This window comes from Rhizobacter sp. P5_C2, from assembly GCF_054049715.1.
On record NZ_JBFULV010000123.1, the window covers coordinates 1 to 17,852 of the forward strand.

The window sequence follows — 17,852 nt, forward strand, 5'->3', positions numbered from 1 at the left end:
GCCCATCGTGCGGCCGTAGACGCGGCGCACCCGCTCGGGCAGCGGCGGGTGCGTCGACAGCCAGCCCGCCGGCGCCTGCATCAGCTGGCCGGCCATCAGGCGCGAGGGCACGCGGTGCAGCGTGGCTTCGTGCTCGTCGACCTGGTGCCAGATCTTGCGCAGCGTGCCGCCCAGCCCGTCGCGGCTGCGGGTGAACTGCACCGCGCCGGCATCGGCCAGCAGCTCGCGCTGCCGCGACACGGCGGCCTGCAGCACCCGGCCGGCGGCCCAGCCCAGGCTGCCGGCGGCGATGAAGACCGGGCCGATCAGCACGCCCGGGAAGCTGTGGTTGCCGTCTTCGTCGGTGTCGAAGAGCCGGTGGCCGTAGCCGTGCACCAGCGACAGGCCCCACACCAGCGCGAGCAGCACCATGTGCAGGCGCAGGTCGCCGTTGTGAATGTGGCCGAACTCGTGCGCGACCAGGCCCTGCAGCTCGTCGCGGTTCAGTCGTTGCAATGCGCCGCGCGTCACCGCGACCACCGATTCCTCGGCCGACCAGCCGGCCGCGAAGGCGTTGATCGCGTGCTCGTGCTCCAGCAGGTAGACACGCGGGCGCGGCAGGCCCGACGCGAGCGCCATCTCGTCGACGATGTTCAGCAGCCGGCGCTCGGTGACGTCACGTGCGTCCAGCAGCTCGCGCCCGCCGGCCCACTCGGCCACGTGGGCGCCACCGCCGCTGCGCAGCCGCGCCGTCTCGACCCAGCAGCCGCCGAGCACGAACAGCAGCACGATCGCGGTGTTGGTCTCGAAGAAGAGCGGCGGCAGGCCGAGGAAGCCGGTGCCGCGCAGCAGCAGCGCCGTGCCGCCCCACCACAGCGCGAACAGCGCCGCGTTGACCACCAGCACCAGCGCGATCAGCAGCAGCGCGAACAGCGCCAGCAGCCGCAGCGTGGCCTGGCGGGTCTCGTGCTGCTGGTCGCGAAAGCGCACGGGGGCGTGCGGACTACAGCTGCACGCGCACCGCGGTGCGTTCGGCCTCGCTGGTGGTGGACTGCAGCATCGCGGCTTCGCGGAAGCCGAACAGCGCGGCCAGCAGGCGGGTCGGGAACTGCTGCGCGGCGACGTTGTAGTCGAAGGCCGCGTCGTTGAACAGCTGGCGCGAGAACGCGACCTTGTTCTCGGTGCTGGTCAGCTCCTCGGAGAGTTCGCGCAGGCTCTGGTCGGCCTTCAGCTCCGGGTAGGCCTCGACCAGCGCCATCAGCCGGCCCATGGCGGTGCCGAGCACGCCTTCGGCCATCGCGAGGCTGGTGACCGGCCCGGCGRCACCCGGGCGTGAGCGTGCCAGGTCGGCCGCGGCCTTGGCCTGGTTGCGCGCGGCGGTCACGGCTTCCAGCGTCTCGCGCTCATGGGTCACGTACTTGCGGGCGACCTCGACCAGGTTCGGGATCAGGTCGTAGCGGCGCTTGAGCTGCACGTCGATCTGCGCGAAGGCATTGCCGATCACGTTGCGCAGGCGCACCAGCCGGTTGTAGGCGCCGACGGCCCAGAAGACCAGCACGGCAAGAAGGATCCAGGCGACGATTTGGGGGGTGCTCATGAAGGCGTTCGGCGCAGTTGATGCGTGCGCACTCTACGACAGAGGGCGTGAGCAACGGCAGTCGGTTTGACGCACATGTCGTGCGAATTGCACGGCAGAAAACCTTGCGAAATCAAGGTTTGCAATAAATATCTTGCAATCAAAAGACGTGCAAGATAAATTCTGCGGCCTTTCCGATCTCGTTCCACCACGATCCATGGACAACACCGCGATCCGCTTTCGCCTTCAGGCCCTGCGCGAACGCCACAACATCACCCAGGAGGCGTTGGCGCAAAGCCTGGGCTTCAAGGACCGCCAGACGCTCTCCCAGATCGAACTGGGAGAGCGCAAGCTGAGTTCGGACGAGATGCTCCGCGCCGCGAAGGTCTTCGGGGTCGCCATCGACTACTTCACCGACCCGTTTGAACTGGCTGGCGAAGGGCAGTTCTCCTGGAGGCAGGCGAACGCCGATCCGCAGGAGCTGGAGCAGTTCGAACGAAAGGCGGGCCGGTGGATCGCCGCCTTCAGGCACCTGGCACGCCTTCGCGGGGATCGCATCCACTCGTCGCTCAGGCGCGTGGCGCTGACCCCGAGATCCTCCTTCGAGGCGGCCGTGGCGGAAGGTGAGGCGATCGGGGCGGCGCTGCAACTGGGCGACGTGCCTGCGGCCGGCCTGGCCGACGCTCTGCAAGCCGAACTCGACACCGTGGTTCTGCATGTCGACACGGTTCGAGGCGTGTCGGGTGCGGCCTGCCAGCTCGATCAGTTGAACGCCATCCTGATCAACCGCCGCGAACCTGCCGCGCGCCGCGCCTTCGACCTGGCGCACGAACTGTTCCACTTGTTGACCTGGCACGCGATGCCGCCTCGTCATGTCGAATCGGATCACCTGGGGAGCCGCGAAGAAAAGCGCGTCGAGCAACTGGCGGAGAACTTCGCTGCCGGCCTGCTGATGCCGTCCACCATGATCCATGCGTGGGTCGAGGCCAGCCCGATGCCGTCGGAATCTTCTGCACTTTGTGCGTGGCTCAGGGCCGCCGCCGTCAGGTTCGGTGTCAGCGGTGCCGCGGTCAAGTGGCGGCTGGTGAACGCAGGCATGCTCAAGCGCACGGTCGCCGAAGGACTGGCCGATGAGCTGGTGCGGGCCGGCGCTGACACGTCTTCGACGCAACTGCCCAAGCGCTACAGCCGATCCTTCGTCGAGGTCATCGGCTGGGGCATCGACGAGGGACACCTGTCGGCACGCCGGGCAGCGACCCTGCTCGAGACCTCTCTGGACGACCTCCGCAGCCTGTTCGCGGAGCATGCACTGCCGGCGCCCTTCGACCTGTGAGGTCCCGCGATGGACTTCCGGCCGAAGCAGCGCGTGCTCGTCGACACGAACGTCATCATCGCCAAAGCCCCGACATGGCCGCCATCCGTCATGCCCATGGATGCGGGTGGCTGGATCGCGTGGTGTCGCTGGAGGCGATGAACGCGCATTTGAAAGGGCGCCTGGCGTCGGCGCTGCGCGACAACTACACCGAGCGTTGGATGAGCGCGCGCCGCACCCGACTCCTTCTCGGCTGAGCCCCTTCGCGAGTCCGACAGGGGCCGATCACCGCTCCACCGGCGGATGCTTCAGCGAATGCGCCACCTCGGCCAGCGCCTCGCGCGCCTGGTCGCCGTCGCGCGGCAGGCCCAGCTCGCCGCGCTCGTAGGCCATCGCGAGCGCCTGGTGGGCCGGCGGGTATTCCAGTGCGGCCGCTTCGCGGTACAGCGCCAGCGCGCGCGCCTCGTCGCGCGGCACGCCGTTGCCTTCGCGCGCGGCGTTGGCAAGCAGGAACAGCGCCTGCGGGTCGTGCGCTTGCGCGGCCTGCGCCAGCCAGCGCGCCGCTGCCGCCGGCTCCTGCGCGCGGCGGGCCATCAGCCCGCGCTGCAAGGCCGCGCCGGCATGGCCGGCCGCGGCGGCACGCTCGAAATCGCGCGCCGCCTGCGCCTCGTCGTGCTGCGCGCCCGATTGCAGGCGCAGCCGGCCGAGCAGGTACGAAGCCTGGGCATCGCCCTGCTGCTGGGCCGCCAGCAGCCACTGCAGCGCCTCGGCCCGGTCCGCGCCTTCGGTCGACGCCAGCACGCTGCCGAGCGCCTGCTGCGCCTGCGCCGCGCCGCCTTGCGCGCGGTAGCGCAGCTGCTGCAGCGCCTGCGCATCGCGGCCGGCACCGGCACGCACCGCGAGTTGCTCGGTCGACACCGCGGCCAGCGCTTCGCGGTCGCCCGCGCCATTGCGCAGGTGCAGGCCCACCGCCAGTGCCGCGGTGGCGGCTGCCAGCGCGACCAGTGCCCAGAAGAAGGTGCGGTCGGCCGGCAGCGCCATTGGCGCCACGGACGTCGTCAGGTCGGGGGCCACGTCGCTGGTCACTGCGCCAGGTCGATCGCGTAGACCGACAGGCTCTTGCCGCTGCCGTCATCGGCCAACTGCAGCGTGATGCCGGTCAGGCCCGCGGCCTGCGCCAGCGTCAGCTGGCCGACAGCCGACTTGAAGGTCACCGGCCCGGCCGTCGTCACCTTCGTGAAGTGCCAGCTGCGGTGCGAACCGTTGCTCGCGCGGGTCAGGTTCTTCGCGGTCTTGATGTAGGCGATCAGCGCATCGCGGTTCGCATCGGGCGACGCGTAGATCGTCTTGCTGCCGTCCAGGCCGGGGAAGCTGCCGCCGCCGCTCGCACGGTAGTTGTTGGTCGCGACGATGAACTCCGCCGCCGCGTCGATGGCCGTGCCCTTGTACGTCAGGTTCTTGATGCGGCTGCCGACCGGCTGCGTCACGTCGATCTCGTACTGCATGTCGGCCGACGTGAACATGTCGAAGTTGTAGCCCGGGTAGCTGCTGACCAGCTCCTGCGCCGTGGTCAGCGCCGGGTTGATCGTGTTGAAGCGCTTCGCCGCGGTCTCCAGCCAGCCCTTGATGTCGGCCCCGTTCACCTTCACCGCGTAGATCGTGTTCGGGTACAGGTACAGGTCGGCCGCGTTGTTGATCGCGAGCGGGCCGGCGGCCACGTCGGTGAAGTCGGCGCCACCGGCGAAGCCGGACTTGAACGGCGCGCTGACCGACAGCACCGGCAGCGTCTTGAACTCCGGCCGGTTGGCCTGGATGTAGGCCGAGACGTAGTCCGCCTGCGCCTGGTTGACGATCTCGATCGCACCCGGCTCGCCCACGTCGGCGAAGTAGCTCGTCATGCGGAAGTCGGTCGTGCCGACCGGCGTCTTCACGTAGGTGATGGTCGCCTGGTGCTCCGCCTCGATCAGCGGCGCCACCGTCGCGTCGACCGCGACATAGGTCTTGTCGGCGTTCTGCGTCGAGCGCGCCTGCACCGTGGTCTTCGTCGTGTCGACGCTCCACTTGCTGCCGTCGTGCTTCAGCGACAGGCCGATCACGCCCAGGTGCTTGCCCCAGAAGTTGGCCATCACGGTCGGCACGCCGTTGACGGTGCCCTTGGCCTTGTCGACGCCGGTCTGGTTGAACTGGCCGACGGTGCTCGCCGCGTCCGGGAAGATCTGGTGCGAGTGGCCGATCAGCATCGCATCGACGCCGGCCACCTTCGACAGGTGCCAGCTGCCGTTCTCCATCGTCGGCGAGTAGGCGCCGGCGTCGAGTCCGCCGTGCGAGATCACGACGATCAGCTCGGCGCCCTTCGCACGCATCTCAGGGACGAATTTTTCGGCGGTTTCCTTCACGCCCTCGGTGTAGACCTTGCCGTCCAGCCAGCGCTTGTCCCAGGCCAGGATGGTCGGCGGCGCGAAGCCGATGAAGCCCACCTTGACCGGCACGCTGATGTCGTTGCCGGCCGGGTCCTTGGCCTTCAGCGTCTTCGTGACGATGGTGTAGGGCGTGAACAGCGGCTGCTTGCTCTTGACGCTGTAGACGTTGGCCAGCACCTGCGGGAAGGCCGGGCCGGCGCACTTGGGTTGCGCGCCGACGGCCGGCATGCCGTCGACGTCGAAGGCGTTGCCGGTGACCTGCGCGAGGTAGGGCAGGCCGTAGTTGAACTCGTGGTTGCCGATGCCGCCCACGTCATAGCCGGCGGCGTTCATCGCCTTGTAGATCGCGAGCGTGCCGGTGCAGGCCACCGGGGTCACCAGCGCCTGGTAGTCCGACAGCGCGGTGCCCTGGATGGTGTCGCCGTTGTCCACCAGCAGCGTGTTCGCGAACTCGGCGCGCGCGGCCTTGATCAGCGTCGAGGTGCGCTCGAAGCCGAGCGTGCTGTCGGCGGCGAGCTTGAAGTAGTCGTAGCTGCGCACATTGGTGTGCAGGTCGGTGGTCTCCAGCAGCGCGAGCTGCGCGGTGGTGCCGGCTGCCACGGTCGGCGTGCTCGCCGGCGGCGCGTCGTCGTCGCTGCCGCCACAGGCCAGCAGGCCGACGCCTACGGCGATGGCACCCAGGCTCCAAGCGATCCCTCGATTCAACTTCATCTGAATTCCTCGTTGTCTGGCGGCCCTGGGGCGAAGCGGGGAGTGTCGCGACGACATGTGGCAGGTCTGTGAAATCCGATACTTCGATCCAGCCCGAAGCAATTGACGGGCCGTCGGCGCGACGATCCGACATCGCTTCCTGGAATTCCCATGACCTCTGTCGACCTGACTTCTCTCGACCTGATGATCCTGCTGGCCTTCGCCGGCTTCGTCTTCACCCTTGCCGGTTTCGTGAAGGGCGTGATCGGCCTCGGGCTGCCGACCATCTCGATGGGCCTGCTGAGCGTCGTGATGCCGCCGGCGCAGGCGGCGGCGCTGCTGGTGGTGCCGTCGTTCGTCACCAACCTGTGGCAGATCGCCGGGCCGGGCTTCGGCGCGTTGTTGCGCCGGCTGGCGACGCTGCTGATCGGCGTGTGCGCCGGTGTCGCGCTCGGCGCCGGCTGGCTGAGCGCCGGCCATGCACCGGGTTGGGCTGGCATTGCGCTCGGGCTGTCGCTGCTGGTGTATGCGAGTTTGGGCCTGCTGTCGGTGCGGCTGCACGTGCCGCCGCGGTGGGAGCCGTGGCTGTCGCTGCCGGTTGGCGTGGCCACCGGCCTCGTCACTGCGGCGACCGGCGTGTTCGTGATCCCGGCCGTGCCGTATCTGCAGGCGCTCGGCCTCGGCAAGGACGAACTGGTGCGTGCGCTCGGCATCTCGTTCCTGGTGTCGACGATCGCGCTGGCCATCAGCCTGCGCCATGGCGGGGCGCTCGACGCGCAGGCCGCCGGCAGCTCGCTGCTCGCGCTGCTGCCGGCGCTGCTCGGCATGGGCCTGGGCCAGCGGCTGCGGCGCGCGGTGCAGCCGGAGACCTTCAAGCGCGTGTTCTTCGCCGGGTTGTGGCTGCTCGGTGCTTATCTGGCGCTGCGCTCGGTGCTGACCTGAGCGCGTGCGAGGATCCCACGATGAGCAGCCCGAGCCCCGAACCGCGCTTCGCCCGCATCGCCGCGATGATCGGCGACCCGACCCGCGCCCGCATGCTGGCCGCGCTGATGGGCGGCCAGTACCTCGCCGCCGGCGAGCTGGCCGAGCTCGCCGGGGTCACCGCGCAGACCGCCAGCACGCACCTGACGCAGCTGGTCGACAACGAGCTGGTCGTCGTGCGCACGCAGGGCCGGCACCGCTATTTCCGGCTCGCCGATGCCGACATCGGCCATGCGCTGGAGGCCTTGTCGCTGGTGGCCGAGCGGGCCGGCAGCGCCGACAAGTGGAACCACGGCGCCTACAAGCCACTGAAGGCGGCGCGCACCTGCTACAGCCACCTGGCCGGCGAGCTGGGCGTCGCGTTGTTCGACGGGCTGCTGGCCCGCGGCACGCTGGCGCCGCGCGACGGGCAGTTCGTGCTGACCGACGTCGGCCGGCATGAGCTGCAGACGCTGGGCGTCACGCTGCCGGCGGCCGGATCGAAGCGCTACGCCTATGCGTGCCTCGATTGGTCGGAGCGCCGTGACCACCTCGCCGGCGGCCTGGCCGTCAGCCTGCTCAACCACGCGATCGACCACGGCTGGCTGCGCCGCGTCGAAGGTTCTCGTGCGTTGACCCTGACGCCGGACGGCCGGCGCGCGCTCGCGCCGTGGCTCTCGCGTCAGCCGGCCTGTTCGGTGTCGGCGAACGGCATCGCGCCGTGACGACGCCACGCGCCGTAGCCGCGCGCGCGCAGCGCGCAGGCCGGGCACTGGCCGCAGCCATAGCCCCATTCGTGCCGCAGAGTGCGCTCGCCGAGGTAGCAGGTGTGGGTGTGCTCGACGACGATGTCGGTCAGCGCGTCGCCGCCCAGTTCGTCGGTCAGCGCCCAGGTCTGCGCCTTGTCGAGCCACATCAGCGGGGTCTCGATCATCATCGGCGTGTCCATGCCGAGGCTCAGCGCGACCTGCTGCGCCTTCAGCGTGTTGTCGCGGCAATCGGGGTAGCCTGAGAAGTCGGTCTCGCACATGCCGCCTACCAGCACGCTGAGCCCGCGCCGGTAGGCCACCGCGGCGGCGAATGTGAAGAACAGCAGGTTGCGGCCCGGCACGAAGGTGTTCGGCAGGCCGCTCGCGTTCATCTCGATCGCGCGCGACTTGGTCAGCGCGGTGTCGGAGATCTGGCCGAGCAGCTGCAGGTCGAGCAGGTGGTCGTCGCCGAGCTTGCCGGCCCAGCGCGGGAACGTCGCATGCAGCTGCGCGCGCACGTTCAGCCGGCATTCCAGCTCGACGACATGGCGCTGGCCGTAGTCGAAGCCGATGGTCTCGACGTGGGCATAGCTTTCGAGTGCCCACGCGAGGCAGGCGGTGGAATCCTGGCCGCCGGAAAACAGCACCAGGGCGGATCGCGGATCGCTCATGTGCGCACTTCCCCCTGGCCGAGCACGACCCATTTCATCGACGTGAGCCCTTCCAGGCCGACCGGCCCGCGCGCGTGGAACTTGTCGGTGCTGATGCCGATCTCGGCGCCCAACCCGTACTCGAAGCCATCGGCGAAGCGCGTGCTGGCGTTGACCATCACGCTGGCCGAATCGACCTCGCGCAGAAAGCGCATCGCGTGACCGTGGTGCTCGGTCAGGATCGCATCGGTGTGGTGCGAGCCGTGGCGGTTGATGTGCGCGATGGCCTCGTCGAGGTCGGCCACCAGCTTCACGCTGATGACCGGGGCGAGGTACTCCTCGTTCCAGTCCTGCTCGGTCGCGGGCACCAGCGTCAGCCCGGTGACCGGCTTCAGCAGCGCGAGCGCGGCGGCATCGCAGCGCATCTCGACGCCCTTGGGCGCCCACAGCGCCCCGAGGCGCGGCAGGAAGGCGGCCGCGATGTCGCGGTGCACCAGCAGCGATTCGGCGGCATTGCAGGGGCTGTACTTCTGCGTCTTCGCGTTGTCGGTCACGCGCAGCGCGAGTTCCAGATCGGCCTGCGCATCGACGTAGACGTGGCAGTTGCCGTCGAGGTGCTTGATGACCGGCACGCGCGCCTCGCGGCTGATGCGCTCGATCAGGCCCTTGCCGCCGCGCGGGATGATCACGTCGACCGCTTCGGGCGACGCGATCAGGTGGCCGACGGCGGCGCGGTCGGTGGTCTGCACCAGCTGCACCGCGTCGGGCGGCAGGCCGGCTTCGGCGAGCGAGGCCTGCACCAGCTTCCACAGCGCGAGGTTCGAATGGATGGCCTCGGAGCCGCCGCGCAGGATGCAGGCGTTGCTGCTCTTGATCGCGAGCGACGCGGCTTCGATGGTCACGTTCGGGCGGCTCTCGTAGATCATGCCGAACACGCCCAGCGGCACGCGCATCTGGCCGACGCTGATGCCGCTCGGCCGGCGGCGCAGCCCGGTGATCTCGCCGATCGGGTCGGGCATCGCGGCGATCTGCTCGCAGCCTTCGGCGACGGTGGCCAGCACTTTCGGCGTGAGCTTCAGCCGGTCGACCAGCGGGGCGGCCAGGCCAGCGGACACCGCGGCGTCGATGTCGATCTGGTTGGCCTGGGCCAGCGCGGTGCCGTCTTCGCGCAGCCGGCGCGCCAGCGCCAGCAGCGCGGCGTTCTTCGCGGCGGTGGTGGCAGCAGCCATTCGGCTGCTGGCCGCACGTGCTGCTGCGCCCATGTGGGCAATCGCAGCCTGGAGGTCGTTCGAGGTCATGCGGGCGATTGTCGCAAACCCCGTGCCGGCCAGGGGCGTTGCGGGAATCGCCCTGTCAGGCCAGTTCGGCCGATCGATGGCACGCCGCCCACTGCATCGGTGCCACCTCGGCCAGCAGCGGCACCTCGACGCGGCAGCGCTCGATCGCATGCGGGCAGCGCTTGTGGAAGGCGCAGCCGCTCGGCGGGTTCAGCGGCGACGGCAGCTCGCCGGCCAGCACCGTCTTCTGCGCGCGCGAGGCCGCATCGATGCGCGGCGTGCTCGCCAGCAAGGCCCGCGTGTACGGGTGGCGCGGCGTGGCGAACAGCTGCCGCTTGGGCGCCTTCTCGACCACCTTGCCGAGGTACATCACCAGCACCTCGTCGGCGATCAGCTCGACCACCGCCAGGTTGTGCGAGATGAAGACGTAGGCCACCTGCGTCTCTTCCTGCAGGTCCATCAGCAGGTTCAGCACCTGCGCCTGGATCGACACGTCGAGCGCCGACACCGGCTCGTCGGCGACGACGATGCGCGGCTGCAGCATCAGCGCGCGCGCGATCGCGACGCGCTGGCGCTGACCGCCGGAGAACATGTGCGGGTAGCGCTGGTGGAACTCCGGCCGCAGGCCGACGCGCGCCATCATCGCGCGCGCCCGCTCGGTGCGTTCGGCGGCCGACAGCGTGGTGTTGATGGCCAGCGGCTCCTCGAGCGCATGGCCGATCTTCTTGCGCGGGTTCAGGCTCGCGAACGGGTTCTGGAACACCATCTGCACCTCGCGGCGCAGGCGCTTGCGCGTCGCCGCATCGGCGGTCGCGACATCGACGCCGCCGAGCACCAGGTGCCCGCTGGTCGGCGTCTCGATCATCGTGATCTGGCGTGCGAGCGTGCTCTTGCCGCAGCCGGATTCGCCGACGACGGCCAGCGTGCGGCCGGCCTTCACCTCGAACGACACGCCGTCGAGCGCGCGCGCGAGTGCCTTCGGCTTCAGGAAGCCCTGCGAGACCGGGTAGTGCCTGGCCAGGTCGTTGGCGACCAGCACGGTCTCATCGCGTTCAGCGCTCATGCGGCCTCCGTCAACGGGAAGAAGCAACGCGCTTGCGAGCCTTCGGGCCCGTACAGGTCTGGCCGCTCGGCGCGGCACCGGTCCTGCACGCGCGGGCAGCGCGGCGACAGCAGGCAACCGCTCGGCCGGTCGTAGGCGCCCGGCACCACGCCGGGCATCGAGCTGAGCCGGCGCTGGCCGATGTTGTGCTCCGGCAGCGCCGACAGCAGCGCCGCGGTGTACGGGTGGCGCGGGGCCTCGAAGATGCGCGGCACGCCGGCCGTCTCGACCACTTCGCCGGCGTACATCACCTGCACGCGTTGCGCGACCTCGGCCACCACGCCCAGGTCGTGCGTGATCAGCATCAGCGCCATGCCGCGTTCGCGCTGCAGGCGCAGCAGCAGCGCGAGCATCTGCGCCTGGATCGTCACGTCGAGCGCGGTGGTCGGCTCGTCGGCGATCAGCAGCCGCGGGTTGCAGGCGATCGCCATCGCGACCATCACGCGCTGGCTCATGCCGCCCGACAGCTGGTGCGGATAGGCGTCGAGCCGGCGCTCGGCATCGGGAATCTCGACGTCCTTCAGCAACTGCAGCGCGCGTGCCCGCAGCGCCTTCTTCGAGCCGCCTTCGTGGATGCGCAGCGTCTCCATCAGCTGGTAGGCCACCGTGAAGCACGGGTTCAGGCTGCTCATCGGATCCTGGAAGATCATCGCGATGTCGCGGCCCAGCATCTGCCGGCGCTGCTTCAGCGGCATCGTCAGCAGGTCGTGGCCGTCGAAGCGCAGCGTCTGCGCCGAGACCCGGCCGGGCTCGTCGATCAGCCCCATCAGCGCAAGCGCGGTCACGCTCTTGCCCGAGCCCGACTCGCCGACGATGCCCACCACCTCGCCCGCGTCGATGCGCAGGCTCACGCCGTCGACCGCCTTGAACGGCGACGCGACCGAGCCGAATTCGACCCGCAGTTGATCCACTTCCAGCAAGGCCATCGGTCTTATCTCTTCAGCTTCGGGTCCAGCGCATCGCGCAGCCCGTCGCCCATCAGGTTGAAGGCCAGCACCGACACCAGGATCGCGAGACCCGGCAGCGTGACGACCCACCATGCGCTCTGGATGAACTCCAGTGCGCTGGCCAGCATCGAGCCCCATTCGGGCGTCGGCGGTTGCGCGCCCAGGCCGAGGAAGCCGAGCGCGGCCGCATCGAGGATCGCGGTCGAGAAGCCGAGCGTGGCCTGCACGATCAGCGGCGCGGCGCAGTTCGGCAGCACGGTGTCGAACATCAGCCGCAGCGTGCCGGCACCGGCCAGCCGCGACGCGGCGACATAGTCCTTGCCGAGCTCGCCGATCACCGCGGCGCGCGTCAGGCGCACGAAGTGCGGCAGCATCACGATCGCGATCGCGTACATCGCGTTCATCAGCCCGGGGCCGAGGATCGCGACCACCGAGACCGCCAGCAGCAGGCTGGGCAGCGCCAGCATGATGTCCATCAGCCGCATGATGGTGAACTCGGTCGCACCGCGGAAGAAACCGGCCAGCAGGCCCAGCACGACGCCGATGCTCAGCGACAGCCCGACCGACACCAGCCCGATCAGCAGCGACAGCCGCGTGCCGTGGATCAGCCGCGACAGCACGTCGCGCCCGACCGGGTCGGTGCCGAGCAGGAAACGGTGGCCGTTGACCAGCTCCCACGACGGCGCGTGCAGCGTCGCGTCGCGGTACTGCTCGGACGGCGAATAGGGCGCGATCACGTCGGCCAGCAGCGCGCACAGCAGCAGCGCGACGACGACGGCCAGGCCGATGATCGCGCCGCGGTTGCGGCGGAAATCGCGCCACAGCTCGGCCAGCTGCGTCGGCGGTGTGCCGGTGTCGGGCGGGGCGGCTTGCGGAAGGCTGGCTTGGCTCATCAGTGGTGCCTGATTCGGGGATTGATCACGCCGTACAGCAGGTCGACCACCAGGTTGACCGCGATGATCACCGTGGCCGACATCAGGATGCCGCCCTGCACCGCCGGGTAGTCGCGGCGGTGGATGGCCTCGACCAGCCACTTGCCGATGCCCGGCCACGAGAAGATCGTCTCGGTGAGGATCGCGCCGGCCAGCATCGTGCCGACCTGCAGCCCGATCGTCGTGACGACCGGGATCAGCGCATTGCGCAACGCATGGATGCCGACCACGCGCCAGGTCGACGCGCCCTTGGCGCGCGCGGTGCGCACATAGTCTTCGCGCAGCACCTCGAGCATCGACGAGCGCGTCATGCGCGCGATCACCGCCAGCGGGATGGTGCCGAGCGCGACCGCCGGCAGGATCAGGTGCGACAGCGCGCTGCGGAACGCGCCGGCGTCATCGGACAGCAGCGAGTCGATCAGCATGAAGCCGGTGACCGCCGGGATGTCGAACTGGATCGCGATGCGGCCCGACACCGGCGTCCAGCCGAGCGTGACCGAGAAGAACAGGATCAGCAGCAGGCCCCACCAGAAGATCGGCATCGAGTAGCCGGTCAGCGAGGCGCCCATCACGGTGTAGTCGTAGACGGTGTTGCGCTTCATCGCGGCCAGGATGCCGGCCGGCAGGCCGATCGCGAGCGCGAGGAACAGCGCGACCATCGACAGCTCGATGGTGGCCGGGAACAGTGTCAGGAATTCGCGGAAGACCGGCTCGTGCGTGATGGTCGACAGGCCGAGGTCGCCGTGCAGCGCCCGCCAGACGTAGTCGAGGTACTGCTGCCACAACGGGCGGTCGAGGCCGAACTCATGCACCAGGCGCTGGTAGCGCTCGGGCGTCATGCCGCGTTCGCCGGACATGGCTTCGACCGGGTCGCCCGGCAGCAGGCGGATCAGCGAGAACACCAGCAGCGTGATGCCGATGAAGGTCGGCAGCACCAGCGAGAGGCGTTTGGCGAGGAAGGTGAACATGGAGGAATGCGTTCAGGCCGGACGGAGGTGAAGAACCTCCATCCAGCCTGTGCTTCAGGACAAGGAGGACCCGCTTATTTGGCGAGATCCACTTTGGTGAAGTAATGGTGCGCGGTCGCATCCATCTTGTAGCCGATCACTTCCTTGCGCACCGGATCGAAGCGCACCGAGTGGGCGATCGGGATCCACGGGGCTTCCTCGTGGGTGATCTCCTGGGCCTTCGAGTACAGCGCGGCGCGGTCGGACTGCTTCGTCACCGCCTTGGCCTTCTGCACCAGGTCCTCGAACTCCTTGTTGCACCAACGCGAGACGTTGCCGCCGCCCTTGACGGCCGAGCAGCCCAGCAGCGGTACGAAGAAGTTGTCGGGGTCGCCGTTGTCGCCGGACCAGCCGAACATCATCGCGTGCTGCTCGCCGGTCTTGCTGCGCTTGCGGTACTCGCCCCATTCGAAGGTGATCAGCTTGGTCTTCACGCCGATCTTTTCCCAGTCGGCCTGGATCAGCTCGGCCATGCGCTTGCCGTCCGGGTTGTACGGGCGGGTCACCGGCAGGTACCACAGCTCGACCTCGGTGCCGTTCGGAAAGCCCGCCTTCGCCAGCAGGTCCTTGGCCTTGGCCGGGTCATAGGCGTAGTCGGTGACCTTGTCGTTGTACGACCAGAGCGTCGGCGGGATCGGGTTCTTGGCCGGCTGGCCGGCACCCTGGAACACCGAGTCGAGGATCGCCTTCTTGTTGACGGCCATGCTCAGCGCCTGGCGCACCTGCTTGTTGTCGAACGGCTTCTTCTCGACGTTGAACGCGATGTAGCCGACGTTCAGGCCGTTCTGCTGCACCAGGTTGATGTTCGGGTCGGACTTCATCAGCGCGACGTCGGCCGGCTTGGGGAAGGCCATCACATGGCATTCGCCGGTCTTCAGCTTGGCGTAGCGCACCGATGCGTCGGTGGTGATCGCGAACACCAGGTTGTCGATCTTCGGGCGGCCGCCCCAGTAGGCGTCGAAGGCCTTGTAGCGGATCACCGCGTCCTTCTGGTACGAGACGAACTGGAACGGGCCGGTGCCCACCGGCTCGCGGTCGAGCGCCTCGGGCGTGCCGGCGGCCTTCATCTTCTCGCCGTACTCGGCCGACAGGATCGACGCGAAGTCCATCGCCATGTTGGCCATGAACGGCGCCTCGGCCTTCTTCAGCACGAACTTGACCGTCAGCGCGTCGACCTTCTCGACGTGGTCGACGATGTCCTTCATGCCCATGTCCTCGAAGTACGCGTAGGTCGCGCCCGGCTGGGTCTTGGCCAGCGGGTGGTTCGGGTCGGCCATGCGGTTGTACGAGAACAGCACGTCGTCGGCGTTGAAGTCGCGCGAGGGCGTGAACTTGGCGGTGCTGTGGAACTTGACGCCCTTGCGCAGCTTGAAGGTGTAGCTCAGGCCGTCGGCCGCGGCGGTCCAGCTTTCGGCCAGGCCCGGGATGATGTTGGTGGTGCCGGTGTCGAACTCGACCAGGCGGTTGAACATCGGCACCGACACCGCGTCGAAGGTGGTGCCGGTGGTGTAGTACTGCGGGTTGAAGCCTTCCGGGCTGCCCTCGGAGCAGTAGACCAGCGTCTTGGCCGCGAACGATGCGCCCGCGCAGGCCAGCAGGCAGGTGGCCACAAGGGCCCGGAGGGGGAAGCCGCGAAGTTTCATGGGGGTGGGTCCTGAGAAGGGTTGTCCAACGTCTGAAGGAAAAGCGCCGCCTCGTGGGCAGCGCGGCGGATGATAGCGCGCTGGCCTAGGCCAGCAGACCGGGCAACCACAGCCACAGCGGTGCCGTCAGCATGTAGCCGCAGGTCGACAGCACGATCGCCGCGGTGGCCTCGGCTTCGAGCGCCGTGTAGCGCTGCGCGAAGATCAGCGCATTGCTGCCGATCGGCAGCGCCGCCGCCATCACCACCACGGCCAGCGGCAGCCCCGAGAGCGCAAAGCCCCAGTGGCCGACGACCAGCACCAGGGCCGGCAGCACCAGCAGCTTGAGCACCGAGATCACCACGGCGCCGCGCACGGCGCCCTGGATCCCGTAGTACGCAAGGGACATGCCAATCAGCACCAGGCACAGCGGCACGACCGGCAGGCCGAGCTGGATCAGCACCTCGTCGAGCACCGCCGGCATCGCCAGGCCCGACAGGTTCCAGGCCAGCCCGGCGAGCACCGGCAGCGTCACCGGATGGATGATGGTGTTGCGCGCGGTCTTCGCGAGCGTGCGCCCCAGGTGGGCGCTCGAATGCCCCAGCCGGACGCGTTCGCGCGCCAGGTCGAGTTCGACCAGCGCGGTCAGCACCGTCAACAGCGTCAGCGCATGCAGGCTGACGATCGCGACGTGGATGGACAGCCCGGCCTCGCCGAACAGCGCCGTGGCGAGCGGGATGCCGACCTGCACCGTGTTGCCGAAGCTGGCCGAGATCGCCCGCACGCTGGGCGCGGCCGCCACCAGCCCGCCGGGCCGCACGAGCGGCCGCTGCCAAGCGTAGACGCCGAGCAGCAGCACCAGCACCGGCACGAAGAACGCGAGCAGCGTGCCCCACGGCATGCCGACGAGGTCGAGCCGCGAGGTGGTGCGAAACAGCAGCGCCGGCACGAACAGGTAGAACGCGGCGTTGCCCAGCACCCGGGCAGGGTCGTTGTCGCCCAGCCAGCGCAGGCGGCCGGCCAGGTAGCCGAGGGCGACGACGAGGAAGATGGCGAGGAGCTTGAAGAACACCGGCGACGACATCGCGCCAGTATCGATCAAGCCCTCGGGTCATCCGGGTGTTGCCGCGGCGGCGGGCGCGGGCGCGACCCGCTTGGTGGGCATGCTCACCCAGTAGACCTTGACGCCCCGGCCGAGGGCGGCGCGATCGATCGAGGCCACCTTCTGCTGGTCGACCTCCTGGGTGGATCCCGGCAAGCCGCTGGCACAGGCGCCCAGCAGCAACACGGGCAGGACACTGAACGCACGAACAACACGCAGCATGGCGGGCTCCTCGGAAGACGTTACCGGCCTTCTGACATTAGGCTGCGCCGGGCTGCAGTTCAACCGGCACGAACCCGCAGCCCCCGCGGGCCGGCTTCGCCTGCGCGCTCAGAGCCCCAACCAAGTCCCGATCGCCATCAGCGCCGCGTCGTCGTAGCGCACGAAGCCCTGGTACTTGGTGGGTTCGAGCTTCTTGCGGCCCTCGTCGGTGCCGTCCAGCCCGAGCAGGTACTCGCGCACCTTCTCGACCTGCTCGGCCGACAGGTTCGGGCTCGCGATGATGTGCTTGATCGGCACCGGCTTCGACTTGAACATCACCTTGCCGCCCTTGGCCAGCCAGTCCTTGACGACCGCGTTCGACGCCGTCGCGCCGGCCTGCGTCAGGTTGTTCTCGACGAAGAACGGCACCGCGTCCTGGTAGCGGGTGTAGGTGGTGGCCACCAGCTTGGGGTCGCCGATCGCATCGCGCAGCGTCGCACGCACCATCCACGCGGTGATCGAGTCCTCGTCCGGCGCGCCCAGCTTGCGGCCCTTCAGGTCGGCCAGCGTGGCGATCGGCGAATCGGACTTCACCAGGAAGCTCGCGCGGTACTCGAGGAAGCCCTTGGTCACCGCGACCAGCTTGTAGCCCGGGTTCTTGATCGCCGCGATCGAGATGTGCGCCGGGTGCACCATCGCCAGGTCGTAGGTCTTCTCGGCCAGCCCGCGCTTGAGCGACGGGTAGTCGCCGATCGGCTCGATGCTGACCGGCTGCTTCAGGATCTTGCTCAGGTCGGCCGCGATCGCGGCGTACTTGGCCCGGATCTCTTCGGCCGGGACGCGGTAGGTCACGCCCTCGTTGACCGCAAAGACCAGGGCCTGGGCCCACGGCGCGCTGGCGAGCAGCGCCACGGCGGCCAGCCAACGGAAGTCACGCAGTTTCATTCGCAATCCCTGTTCCTGTGTTGGACGCTTGCGGCCTCCCACGACAGGGCCGCGCCGCCGCATCACCCCGGTGCCGACCGGCCGTCTGGTTGTGACGATCGGTAACCGCACCGAGTGTGTGCGCACTTGTAGTGCACGCAGTGTCGCACTACACAGGAGTCACAACATGCCGCTACGAGAGACTCGACGTGACAAATGTCGTGACAAGAGAACGAATGAATACCTACGAGTAACGTTCAGGCCGCCGCGGTTCAAGCCCCGTCGTCGGCCGCTTTCTTGCTCACCTTGCGAACGGCCTTCTTCGCGGGGGCTTTCGCGGCGGCGGCGGGCGCCTTGGCCTCGGCGGCCGGCGCGGCGGCGGCGGTCTTCGCGGCCGCACCC

At 69.0% G+C, this 17,852-nt stretch carries 18 protein-coding genes; 4 read left to right on the forward strand and 14 right to left on the reverse strand.

Features of this window, described 5'->3' with window-relative positions; genetic code table 11:
- Both ACXJLU_RS28855 and ACXJLU_RS28860 read right to left on the reverse strand, forming a co-directional pair.
- A partial coding sequence (locus ACXJLU_RS28855; protein WP_457336932.1) for a M48 family metalloprotease occupies positions 1-969 on the reverse strand: 969 nt, incomplete at its 3' end.
- Between the two features lie 13 nt (positions 970-982).
- Positions 983-1,576 (reverse strand): LemA family protein, encoded by a 594-nt coding sequence (locus ACXJLU_RS28860; RefSeq protein WP_457336934.1) that lies wholly within the window; start codon positions 1,574-1,576, stop codon positions 983-985.
- Between the two features lie 196 nt (positions 1,577-1,772).
- On the opposite strand from ACXJLU_RS28860, the gene ACXJLU_RS28865 reads away from it, so the two are divergent.
- Both ACXJLU_RS28865 and ACXJLU_RS28870 read left to right on the forward strand, forming a co-directional pair.
- Entirely contained in the window at positions 1,773-2,888 is a 1,116-nt protein-coding gene (locus tag ACXJLU_RS28865; RefSeq protein WP_457336936.1) for a helix-turn-helix domain-containing protein, read from the forward strand.
- Positions 2,889-2,962: 74 nt separating this feature from the next.
- Entirely contained in the window at positions 2,963-3,124 is a 162-nt protein-coding gene (locus ACXJLU_RS28870) for a hypothetical protein (RefSeq protein WP_457336938.1), read from the forward strand.
- A gap of 28 nt (positions 3,125-3,152) precedes the next feature.
- Here ACXJLU_RS28870 and ACXJLU_RS28875 read toward each other — a convergent pair whose 3' ends face one another.
- Positions 3,153-3,953, reverse strand: a complete 801-nt coding sequence (locus ACXJLU_RS28875) for an SEL1-like repeat protein (protein WP_457336940.1) — start codon at positions 3,951-3,953, stop codon at positions 3,153-3,155.
- Positions 3,950-5,998 carry a bifunctional 2',3'-cyclic-nucleotide 2'-phosphodiesterase/3'-nucleotidase gene (locus ACXJLU_RS28880; protein ID WP_457336942.1) on the reverse strand — a complete coding sequence of 683 codons (2,049 nt, stop codon included), beginning with the start codon at positions 5,996-5,998 and terminating at the stop codon, positions 3,950-3,952. The genes ACXJLU_RS28875 and ACXJLU_RS28880 overlap by 4 nt, the downstream gene beginning before the upstream one ends.
- A gap of 150 nt (positions 5,999-6,148) precedes the next feature.
- Between ACXJLU_RS28880 and ACXJLU_RS28885 the strand changes: the two genes are divergently transcribed.
- A complete protein-coding gene (locus tag ACXJLU_RS28885; protein WP_457336944.1) occupies positions 6,149-6,919 on the forward strand; it encodes a sulfite exporter TauE/SafE family protein in 771 nt (256 codons plus the stop codon).
- A gap of 20 nt (positions 6,920-6,939) precedes the next feature.
- Positions 6,940-7,662 carry an ArsR/SmtB family transcription factor gene (locus ACXJLU_RS28890; RefSeq protein WP_457336946.1) on the forward strand — a complete coding sequence of 241 codons (723 nt, stop codon included), beginning with the start codon at positions 6,940-6,942 and terminating at the stop codon, positions 7,660-7,662.
- Here the strand turns inward: ACXJLU_RS28890 and queC are convergent.
- The 10 genes from queC to ACXJLU_RS28940 all read right to left on the reverse strand — a co-directional run bounded on the left by queC (position 7,620) and on the right by ACXJLU_RS28940 (position 17,471).
- Positions 7,620-8,357, reverse strand: coding sequence for a 7-cyano-7-deazaguanine synthase QueC (gene queC, locus ACXJLU_RS28895; protein WP_457336948.1), 738 nt, complete (start codon positions 8,355-8,357; stop codon positions 7,620-7,622). The two genes, ACXJLU_RS28890 and queC, sit on opposite strands and share 43 nt — an antisense overlap.
- Positions 8,354-9,667, reverse strand: coding sequence for a glutamate-5-semialdehyde dehydrogenase (locus tag ACXJLU_RS28900; protein ID WP_457336962.1), 1,314 nt, complete (start codon positions 9,665-9,667; stop codon positions 8,354-8,356). The genes queC and ACXJLU_RS28900 overlap by 4 nt, the downstream gene beginning before the upstream one ends.
- Positions 9,668-9,689: 22 nt before the next feature.
- Positions 9,690-10,676 carry a dipeptide ABC transporter ATP-binding protein gene (locus ACXJLU_RS28905; RefSeq protein ID WP_457336950.1) on the reverse strand — a complete coding sequence of 329 codons (987 nt, stop codon included), beginning with the start codon at positions 10,674-10,676 and terminating at the stop codon, positions 9,690-9,692.
- Positions 10,673-11,641: an ABC transporter ATP-binding protein gene (locus tag ACXJLU_RS28910; protein WP_457336952.1), complete on the reverse strand. Its 969-nt coding sequence runs from the start codon at positions 11,639-11,641 to the stop codon at positions 10,673-10,675. The genes ACXJLU_RS28905 and ACXJLU_RS28910 overlap by 4 nt, the downstream gene beginning before the upstream one ends.
- Positions 11,642-11,646: 5 nt before the next feature.
- A complete protein-coding gene (locus ACXJLU_RS28915) occupies positions 11,647-12,555 on the reverse strand; it encodes an ABC transporter permease subunit (RefSeq protein ID WP_457336954.1) in 909 nt (302 codons plus the stop codon).
- Positions 12,555-13,562, reverse strand: a complete 1,008-nt coding sequence (locus ACXJLU_RS28920; protein ID WP_073462461.1) for an ABC transporter permease subunit — start codon at positions 13,560-13,562, stop codon at positions 12,555-12,557. The genes ACXJLU_RS28915 and ACXJLU_RS28920 overlap by 1 nt, the downstream gene beginning before the upstream one ends.
- A gap of 74 nt (positions 13,563-13,636) precedes the next feature.
- Entirely contained in the window at positions 13,637-15,244 is a 1,608-nt protein-coding gene (locus ACXJLU_RS28925; RefSeq protein WP_457336956.1) for an ABC transporter substrate-binding protein, read from the reverse strand.
- A gap of 85 nt (positions 15,245-15,329) precedes the next feature.
- Positions 15,330-16,325 carry an AEC family transporter gene (locus ACXJLU_RS28930; RefSeq protein ID WP_457336958.1) on the reverse strand — a complete coding sequence of 332 codons (996 nt, stop codon included), beginning with the start codon at positions 16,323-16,325 and terminating at the stop codon, positions 15,330-15,332.
- A 9-nt stretch (positions 16,326-16,334) separates the two neighbouring features.
- Positions 16,335-16,547, reverse strand: coding sequence for a hypothetical protein (locus ACXJLU_RS28935; RefSeq protein WP_073462458.1), 213 nt, complete (start codon positions 16,545-16,547; stop codon positions 16,335-16,337).
- Between the two features lie 108 nt (positions 16,548-16,655).
- A complete protein-coding gene (locus ACXJLU_RS28940; RefSeq protein ID WP_457336961.1) occupies positions 16,656-17,471 on the reverse strand; it encodes a phosphate/phosphite/phosphonate ABC transporter substrate-binding protein in 816 nt (271 codons plus the stop codon).
- Positions 17,472-17,852: the final 381 nt, after the last annotated feature.

What these genes read in the sequence shown, in the direction of transcription:
- ACXJLU_RS28865 (WP_457336936.1), top strand. Translation starts at nt 1,773, where the DNA reads ATGGACAACACCGCGATCCGCTTTCGCCTTCAGGCCCTGCGCGAACGC.
- ACXJLU_RS28870 (WP_457336938.1), top strand. Translation starts at nt 2,963, where the DNA reads ATGGCCGCCATCCGTCATGCCCATGGATGCGGGTGGCTGGATCGCGTG.
- ACXJLU_RS28880 (WP_457336942.1), bottom strand. Translation starts at nt 5,998, where the DNA reads ATGAAGTTGAATCGAGGGATCGCTTGGAGCCTGGGTGCCATCGCCGTA.
- ACXJLU_RS28885 (WP_457336944.1), top strand. Translation starts at nt 6,149, where the DNA reads ATGACCTCTGTCGACCTGACTTCTCTCGACCTGATGATCCTGCTGGCC.
- ACXJLU_RS28890 (WP_457336946.1), top strand. Translation starts at nt 6,940, where the DNA reads ATGAGCAGCCCGAGCCCCGAACCGCGCTTCGCCCGCATCGCCGCGATG.
- queC (WP_457336948.1), bottom strand. Translation starts at nt 8,357, where the DNA reads ATGAGCGATCCGCGATCCGCCCTGGTGCTGTTTTCCGGCGGCCAGGAT.
- ACXJLU_RS28905 (WP_457336950.1), bottom strand. Translation starts at nt 10,676, where the DNA reads ATGAGCGCTGAACGCGATGAGACCGTGCTGGTCGCCAACGACCTGGCC.
- ACXJLU_RS28910 (WP_457336952.1), bottom strand. Translation starts at nt 11,641, where the DNA reads ATGGCCTTGCTGGAAGTGGATCAACTGCGGGTCGAATTCGGCTCGGTC.
- ACXJLU_RS28915 (WP_457336954.1), bottom strand. Translation starts at nt 12,555, where the DNA reads ATGAGCCAAGCCAGCCTTCCGCAAGCCGCCCCGCCCGACACCGGCACA.
- ACXJLU_RS28920 (WP_073462461.1), bottom strand. Translation starts at nt 13,562, where the DNA reads ATGTTCACCTTCCTCGCCAAACGCCTCTCGCTGGTGCTGCCGACCTTC.
- ACXJLU_RS28925 (WP_457336956.1), bottom strand. Translation starts at nt 15,244, where the DNA reads ATGAAACTTCGCGGCTTCCCCCTCCGGGCCCTTGTGGCCACCTGCCTG.
- ACXJLU_RS28935 (WP_073462458.1), bottom strand. Translation starts at nt 16,547, where the DNA reads ATGCTGCGTGTTGTTCGTGCGTTCAGTGTCCTGCCCGTGTTGCTGCTG.
- ACXJLU_RS28940 (WP_457336961.1), bottom strand. Translation starts at nt 17,471, where the DNA reads ATGAAACTGCGTGACTTCCGTTGGCTGGCCGCCGTGGCGCTGCTCGCC.